Raw genomic sequence first — 6,449 nt, 5'->3', positions numbered from 1 at the left:
GGCCGGGCGTCGATACGCCCGGCCGGCCGTCGGCTGCCGTGTGCGGTTCCGTCTGCGGAGCTGTGGTCAGCGGCGGCCGGTGGCGTCCTGGATCCGTACGCTCTCCCGCAGCCCCCGCTGGGCGGGGACACCGGTCGGGCGCGCGGTGATCACCAGCGTGCCCTCCTCTATCTGGTAGTCGAGCGGCAGCCCGAGGCCGCGCATCGCCGCCACCATGCCGGTGTTGGAGGCCTGGGTGATCGCGTACACGCTCTCGCAGCCGGTCTCGGCGGCCATCGCCACCAGCCGGCGCAGCAGCTCCGCGCCGATTCCGCGCTGCTGCCAGGAGTCCTCGACCAGCAGCGCGACCTCGGTCTCGTCGCCGTCCCAGAGCAGATGGCCGAGCGCCACCAGTCGGCCGGACGCGGTCTCCACCGCCAGGGTGCGGCCGAACCGCGGGCTGAGCAGATGCCCCAGGTAGCGGTCCGCGTCGCCGACCGGGCCGTGATAGCGCAGCGCGAGGGTCTGCGAGGAGCAGCGGTCGTGCATCTCGCGGGCCGCGACCAGGTCGGAGGTGTCGGCACGGCGGACGGTGATCTCGTTGCCCTCGGGCAGCGTCAGCACATCACGCCGCGGCGGCACCCGCTGACCGAGCCTGGTGTCCAGGTCGACCAGCGCCCGCACCCGGGCGAACTCGGTGGGGGTGAACGGCAACTGCGGCCTTTCGATGGTGAGAGAGCCCCCGGAGGGGTCGCGGAACTTCATGACGTGCTCCTCCAGCACACCCTCGGCCGGCACCTGCTCGGCGAGCGGCTGTCCGCTCAGCGAGCGCGCCGGCACCGAGTGGATGGTGCAGCGCCCCAGCAACTGCCGCAGCGCCAACGGGAGTTCGGCGGAATCCAGCGCCGTACGGGTCGCCAGGCCCAGCATCCGGGTCGGTGCGTCGACGAGATCGTGCGCATCGGCCCGCTCCAGCCAGCTCTGCGAGCCGCCCGCGCCGGCCACCGTGCGGGTCAGCTCCGCGGGCGTCAGCGCACCGGGGGCGCGCAGCAGGAACTCGTCGACCGTGCCGTCGGACAGCGGGTGGGTCTGCAGGCTGAGTATGTCCACCCGCCGCGCCGCCAGCGCCGTGCACAGGGCGGCCAGGCTGCCCGGCTCGTCCCGGACCGTGGTCCGCATCCGCCACAGCGCCGTCTCCTGACCGCCGGCCCGAGGGGCCTGGCCGGCGGCGGACGGTGCCGTGGCGCCGGTATCGGTCGGCGGCGGGGCATTTTCGTGGCGTCGGGACCACCAGACGTGGAAGGCGGCCGTGGCCATCAGGGCGACCGCGGCGGTGCACAGCAGCACCGGGCCCGACGGGCCGTGCGCGATCGTATTGGCGACGACATCGGCCACCGCCACGGCCGTGAACAGGGCGGCCAGCTCGACGATGTCCCGGCGCCAGTGATGACGGCGGGAGGAATTGGCAGAGGATGCTTCAGTCATGCATACAGCCTCGCGGACAGGTGTTGCCTGATCGCCAACACATTGTGTCCGACGGGTAAAAGACGCAATCGGCGCATTGGCCTCTACTGTCCTACCCGTCCCGGTTGGAGCACCTTGCTGAACAACACCTCTCCGCCCTCCTGACGCAGCCGCACCGTCAGCTCCCCGCTTCCCCCGTCGATATCGATCTCGCCGAAGTACTGCGGACTCTCCGCAGGGGAGACATTGGCACGGTCCGGTGCCTTGATGAACGGCTGCTCCGGCCCGAACGTTCCATCCAGCTTCAGCGCCGGGAAACCACCCGCGTTCAGCGGCCCCGACACGAACTCCCAGAACGGCTCGAAGTCCTTGAACGCGGCCCGCTCCGGTGCGTAGTGCTGCGCCGCCGTGTAGTGGACATCCGTGGTCAGCCATACGGTGCCGGTCACCCGGTCGTGCTTGATGTGCCGCAGCAGCTCGGCCAGCTGCAGCTCGCGCCCCAGCGGAGCGCCCGGATCGCCCTGCGCCACCGCCTCGAAGTTGGTCTTGCCGTCCGGGACGACCAGACCCAGCGGCATATCGGAGGCGATCACCTTCCACACCGCATGCGAGCGGGACAGCTCTCGCTTGAGCCAGCGCAGCTGCTCGGCCCCGAGAATGCCCTGCGGGTCGTCGGTCTGCCGGCCCGGCGAATTGGCATCGCGGTAGCGGCGCATGTCCAGCACGAACACATCCAGCAGCGGGCCGTGATGCACCACGCGATAGACCCGGCCTCCCCCGTCGGGCCGCAGCGTACGGATCGGGAAGTACTCGCCGAAGGCACGCAGCGACCGCGCCGACAGCACATCCGCGTCCTTCTCCGTGTACCGGTCGTCATCGAGCAGTTGCCCCGGGTACCAGTTGTTGTGCACCTCGTGGTCGTCCCACTGGGTGATCGTCGGCACCTGGGAGTTGAACCGGCGCAGATTGTCGTCCAGCAGGTTGTAGCGGAACGCGCCACGGAACTCCGCGAGCGTCTCGGCGACCTTCGCCTTCTCCTCGGTCGTCACATTCCGCCAGATCCGGCCGTCCGGCAGCGTCACCCGCTCGGGGATCGGGTTGTCGGCGTAGATGTTGTCGCCGCTGCACAGGAAGAAATCCGGGTTCCGGCGCCGCATGTCCTCGTAGATCCGGTAGCCACCGCGGTCCGGATTGATGCCCCAGCCCTGCCCGGCCAGATCGCCCGACCAGTGGAAGCGGATGTCCGCGCGACGATCGGCGGGCGCCGTGCGGAAGGTGCCGGAGACCGGCTCGCCGGTGCGCCGGGGGTCGTCCGGGTCGGCGAGCAGCACCCGGTAGTGGATCTGCTCACCGGACGGCAGACCGTGCAGCGAGGTGACACCGGTGAAGTCCGTCCCCGCGCCGACCACCGGCCCGCGCCAGGTCCTGGCGTTACGGAACGACTCGGTCGCCGCGGTCTGCACCACCATCCGGGCCGGCCGGTCGGACCGCACCCACACCAGGCCCGAGGACGTCGTAACATCCCCGACTTGTACTCCCCAGTCGGCGCTCGGCCGTCCGCCGCGGGTCTGCGCCGGCGCGGCACGGGCGAGCGTGGGCAGCGCGAGCGCCGCGGAACCCGCCGCCGCGCCCTGCAGCAACGACCGCCGTCCGAAGCCGCCACCGGATCCCTGCACCATCTGAAACCTCCATGCCTCGACCGACCTCGCTGACGACCCGTTCGTATCGCTGTCCGGTGCCCCGCAGTCGAACGGACGGTGAACACCGGGCTGTTCGACCGGCCTCGGTCTGTGTGTCCGCCTTCGCTCTGCCGAACGCTGTCGCTGTTCGCCTTCGCCGTTCACCGTCACGGGTCCTGGACCTGCGGACCACCGGACCGGGGCCATGGTCGCAAGACCATCGGCCGATCGCCAGGACGCGGCCGGGACGTTTACGGTCCTGGTACGCGCCGCCGGACGGTGGCCTCAGGAAAGGTGACACCGCATGCCGGCCAACGGCTCCGCCCATATCCGTATCGCCCGCCCGTCCCGCGATCTGGCCGCGGCCGAACGCTTCTGGAAGCAGGGCCTGGGCCTCTCGGAGCTGTACCGGCACAGCTCCGAGGCCGGTGAGCACGCCCTGCTGATGCTCGGCTGGCCGGACGCCCACTGGCACCTGGAGCTGACCCTCGACCCGTCCGGGACCCTCGGGCCGTCCCCCACACCGGACGATCTGCTCGTCGTCTACCTCGGCGAAGCGGTGCCGGCCGAGCTGGTCGGCCGGCTGGAGCGCTGCGGGGGTAAGCGCGTCGCGGCCTACAACCCGTACTGGGACGAGTGGGGCGTCACCATCGAGGATCCGGACGGCTACCGGCTGGTGCTCTCGCAGCGGGAGTGGTCCAACTCGTGAGCCGGTGGTAGCCGGTTCACACCTCGCCGAGCAGGCGTATGCCGCGGGTGATGTCCGACGGTGAGAGATGTGCGTAGCCCAGGACCAGGCGTATGCGGTCGGGGGGCACGTGTGCGTCTACGGGTGGGTGGTCCGGGCGTGCATGGCCGGGGCGTACGTGGCTGTCGCCCGCGGGGCGGGGGCTCTTGTAGGCGGACAGCGGCCGCAGTGCCAGCCCCGCGCGGCGGGCCCGCGTCAGGAACGCCTCCTCCGGGCCGTGGCGCGCGGGCAGGGTGACGATCACATGCAGCCCCGCGGCGATGCCGGTCACCTCCGCACCGGGGCAGTGCGCGGCCAGCGCCGCGGTCAGCGCGTCCCGCCGCTCCCGGTAGGCGCGCTGACAGCGGCGCAGCTGGCGGTCGTAGTCGCCGCGGGCGATGAAATCGGCCAGCAGCGCCTGGTCCAGCACCGGATTGCCCAGATCCATCGTGCGCTTACGGGCCACGACCTCGGCGGCGAGCCGCTCGGGCACCACCAGCCACCCCAGCCGCAGCCCCGGGGCCAGGGACTTGCTCACCGAGCCCGTGTACGCCACCCGGTCCGGGTCCAGGCCCTGCAACGCGCCGACCGGCGCCCGGTCGTAGCGGAAGTCGCCGTCGTAGTCGTCCTCGATCAGCAGCCCGTCGGCCGCCCGCGCCCACCGCAGCAGCTGTGCCCTGCGGGGCGCCGATACCGAGGTTCCGGACGGGAATTGATGGGACGGGGTCAGCACGGCGGCCCGGGCCCCGGAGTCCGCGAGGGCGGTCGGGTCGGGCCCCTCGTCGTCCAACGGCACCGGTACGGACGCCAGCCCCGCGGCGGCGAACAGCTGCGCATGCTCGGGGCTCCCCGGGTCTTCCACGGCCACGGCCCGGTGCCCGGCCGCGCGCAGCGTGAACCCCAGCAGCGTCATCGCCTGCGCCACCCCTGAACACACCACCACCCGCTGCGGATCGGCCACCACACCGCGCCTTCTGGTGAGCAACTGGGCAAGTTCCGCGCGGAGTTCGGGCAGACCCCGCGGGTCGGGATAGCCCAGCGTGCGATGCGGCAGCCGGCCGAGGGCCCTGCGGTGCGCGGCCGACCAGGCCGCCCGCGGGAAGAGCGAGAGATCGGGGGTGCCGGGCGTGAAGTCGACGAGCGGGACGCCGGCCGGCGGGGTGTCGGTGGGCCGCGGTGGCACCGTGGCGCGTACGGCCCCGCCCACCCAGGTGCCCGCACCGCGTCGGCTGTGCAGATAGCCCTCGGCCGTCAACTGCTCGTACGCCTCGGTCACCAGGCCCCGCGACACCCCGAGATCGGCGGCCAGCGCCCGGCCCGACGGCAGCCGTGTGCCGGGCGCGAGGCGGCCCGAGCGGACCGCGTCGCGCAGGGCCTCCTGGAGGATGCGGCCGCGTCGGCGGGGTGGTGCCGAGGCCGTCGGGAGGAGCAGTTCCCAGGCGGTGGTCCAGAGTGCGGTGCCGGGTCCCTCGTCGTCGTGCGGCATGTGCCGGTGTTCCCCCTGTTGGTTTGGCCCGCCGACGCTGAAAGTGGTCCTCCAAGGCGTCATGAAAGTGGACCTTAAGACGGGCCGCCCGCATCCCTAGCGTCCGTCTCATGAACCGGACTCCTCTGCACGGCGCTCTGTTGGCCGCCTTCGCCTGCTTCCTCGTCGGTGGCTCGTTCACCGCCAACAGCCTGCTCGGCGGCTATCCGTACGCGGGTGGCCAGGCCCTGCGCTACGGCCTCGCCGCCCTGATCCTGCTGTCCCTCGTCGGACGGCGCGCCGGCGCACCGCTGCGGGCGCTGACCGGCCGGCAATGGGCGCGCCTCGCCCTGCTCGCCGGTGTCGGCATGCTCGGCTTCAACCTGGCGATCCTGGCGGCGGAACGCACCGCGGAACCGGCCGTGCCGGGGGTGTTCGTCGGCTGCGCGCCGGTCGTCGTCGCGGTGATCGTGCCCGCGTTCGCGGGGCGCCGCCCCCGCCCGGCCGTGGTCCAGGGCGCGCTGCTGGTGGCGGCGGGTGCCTTTGCCGTACAGGGCTGGGGGCGCACCGATGGCATGGGCATCGTCTGGTCCGTGGCGGCGCTCTGCGGCGAGGTCGGCTTCGCCGTCCTGGCCGTACCCGTTCTGGCGCCGCTCGGGCCCAAGCTCCTGTCGGCGGTGGTCAGCGGGGTCGCCGCGGTCGAAGCGGGTGTGCTGGGAGTGGTGACCGAGGGGAGTGGCTGGCTGCGGATGCCGGATGCGGTGGAGGCGGTGGCGCTGGGCTGGCAGGCCGTCGTCGTCACCGTCGTGGGGTTCGTCTGCTGGTACGCGGGCATCCAGCGGATCGGCCCGGAGCGCGCCACCCTGTTTTCCGGGCTGATCCCCGTCTTCGCCGCGCTCACCGCGCCGTTGGCCGGGACGGGCGGGTACGGGATGGCGCAGGTGGGGGGCAGTTTGATGGTGGGGGTGGGGGTGGCAGTGGGGTCAGGGGTGGTGCGGTGCCCACCGTGGGTGGGGAGCCGGAGGGGACACCCGGCAACTCTCCGGCCTCCGCGCGTCGGCGACCTTTCCGGCCGTACCGAGCGCCGTTGAGGTCCGCCGCACGGTGCGGCTGACGTCACCGCCGTTTCCGCTGG

Annotated in this window: 5 protein-coding genes; 2 read left to right on the top strand and 3 right to left on the bottom strand. The window is 72.4% G+C overall.

The genetic code is table 11. The features are described from left to right. Window positions 1–66: 66 nt before the first annotated feature. Window positions 67–1,464, bottom strand: a complete 1,398-nt coding sequence (locus tag DY245_RS30035) for a GNAT family N-acetyltransferase (RefSeq protein WP_128510339.1) — start codon at window positions 1,462–1,464, stop codon at window positions 67–69. Between the two features lie 83 nt (window positions 1,465–1,547). Next, complete coding sequence (locus DY245_RS30030) at window positions 1,548–3,122, bottom strand: alkaline phosphatase D family protein (protein WP_128510338.1); 1,575 nt, start codon at window positions 3,120–3,122, stop codon at window positions 1,548–1,550. 304 nt (window positions 3,123–3,426) lie between these two features. On the opposite strand from DY245_RS30030, the gene DY245_RS30025 reads away from it, so the two are divergent. Beyond that, window positions 3,427–3,831: a VOC family protein gene (locus DY245_RS30025; RefSeq protein ID WP_128510337.1), complete on the top strand. Its 405-nt coding sequence runs from the start codon at window positions 3,427–3,429 to the stop codon at window positions 3,829–3,831. Between the two features lie 16 nt (window positions 3,832–3,847). On the opposite strand, the gene pdxR is transcribed toward DY245_RS30025, so the two are convergent. Continuing rightward, window positions 3,848–5,335 carry a MocR-like pyridoxine biosynthesis transcription factor PdxR gene (pdxR, locus tag DY245_RS30020; protein WP_128510336.1) on the bottom strand — a complete coding sequence of 496 codons (1,488 nt, stop codon included), beginning with the start codon at window positions 5,333–5,335 and terminating at the stop codon, window positions 3,848–3,850. A 110-nt stretch (window positions 5,336–5,445) separates the two neighbouring features. On the opposite strand from pdxR, the gene DY245_RS30015 reads away from it, so the two are divergent. Then, the gene (locus DY245_RS30015; protein ID WP_128510335.1) at window positions 5,446–6,405 is read left to right on the top strand and encodes a DMT family transporter; all 960 of its coding nucleotides are present in this window, start codon (window positions 5,446–5,448) and stop codon (window positions 6,403–6,405) included. Window positions 6,406–6,449: the final 44 nt, after the last annotated feature.

This window comes from Streptomyces inhibens (genome assembly GCF_003389455.1).
Classification (GTDB): domain Bacteria; phylum Actinomycetota; class Actinomycetes; order Streptomycetales; family Streptomycetaceae; genus Streptomyces; species Streptomyces inhibens.
The sequence above is the reverse complement of the archived record's forward strand: the minus strand, read 5'-3'. Positions and strand labels throughout refer to the sequence as shown.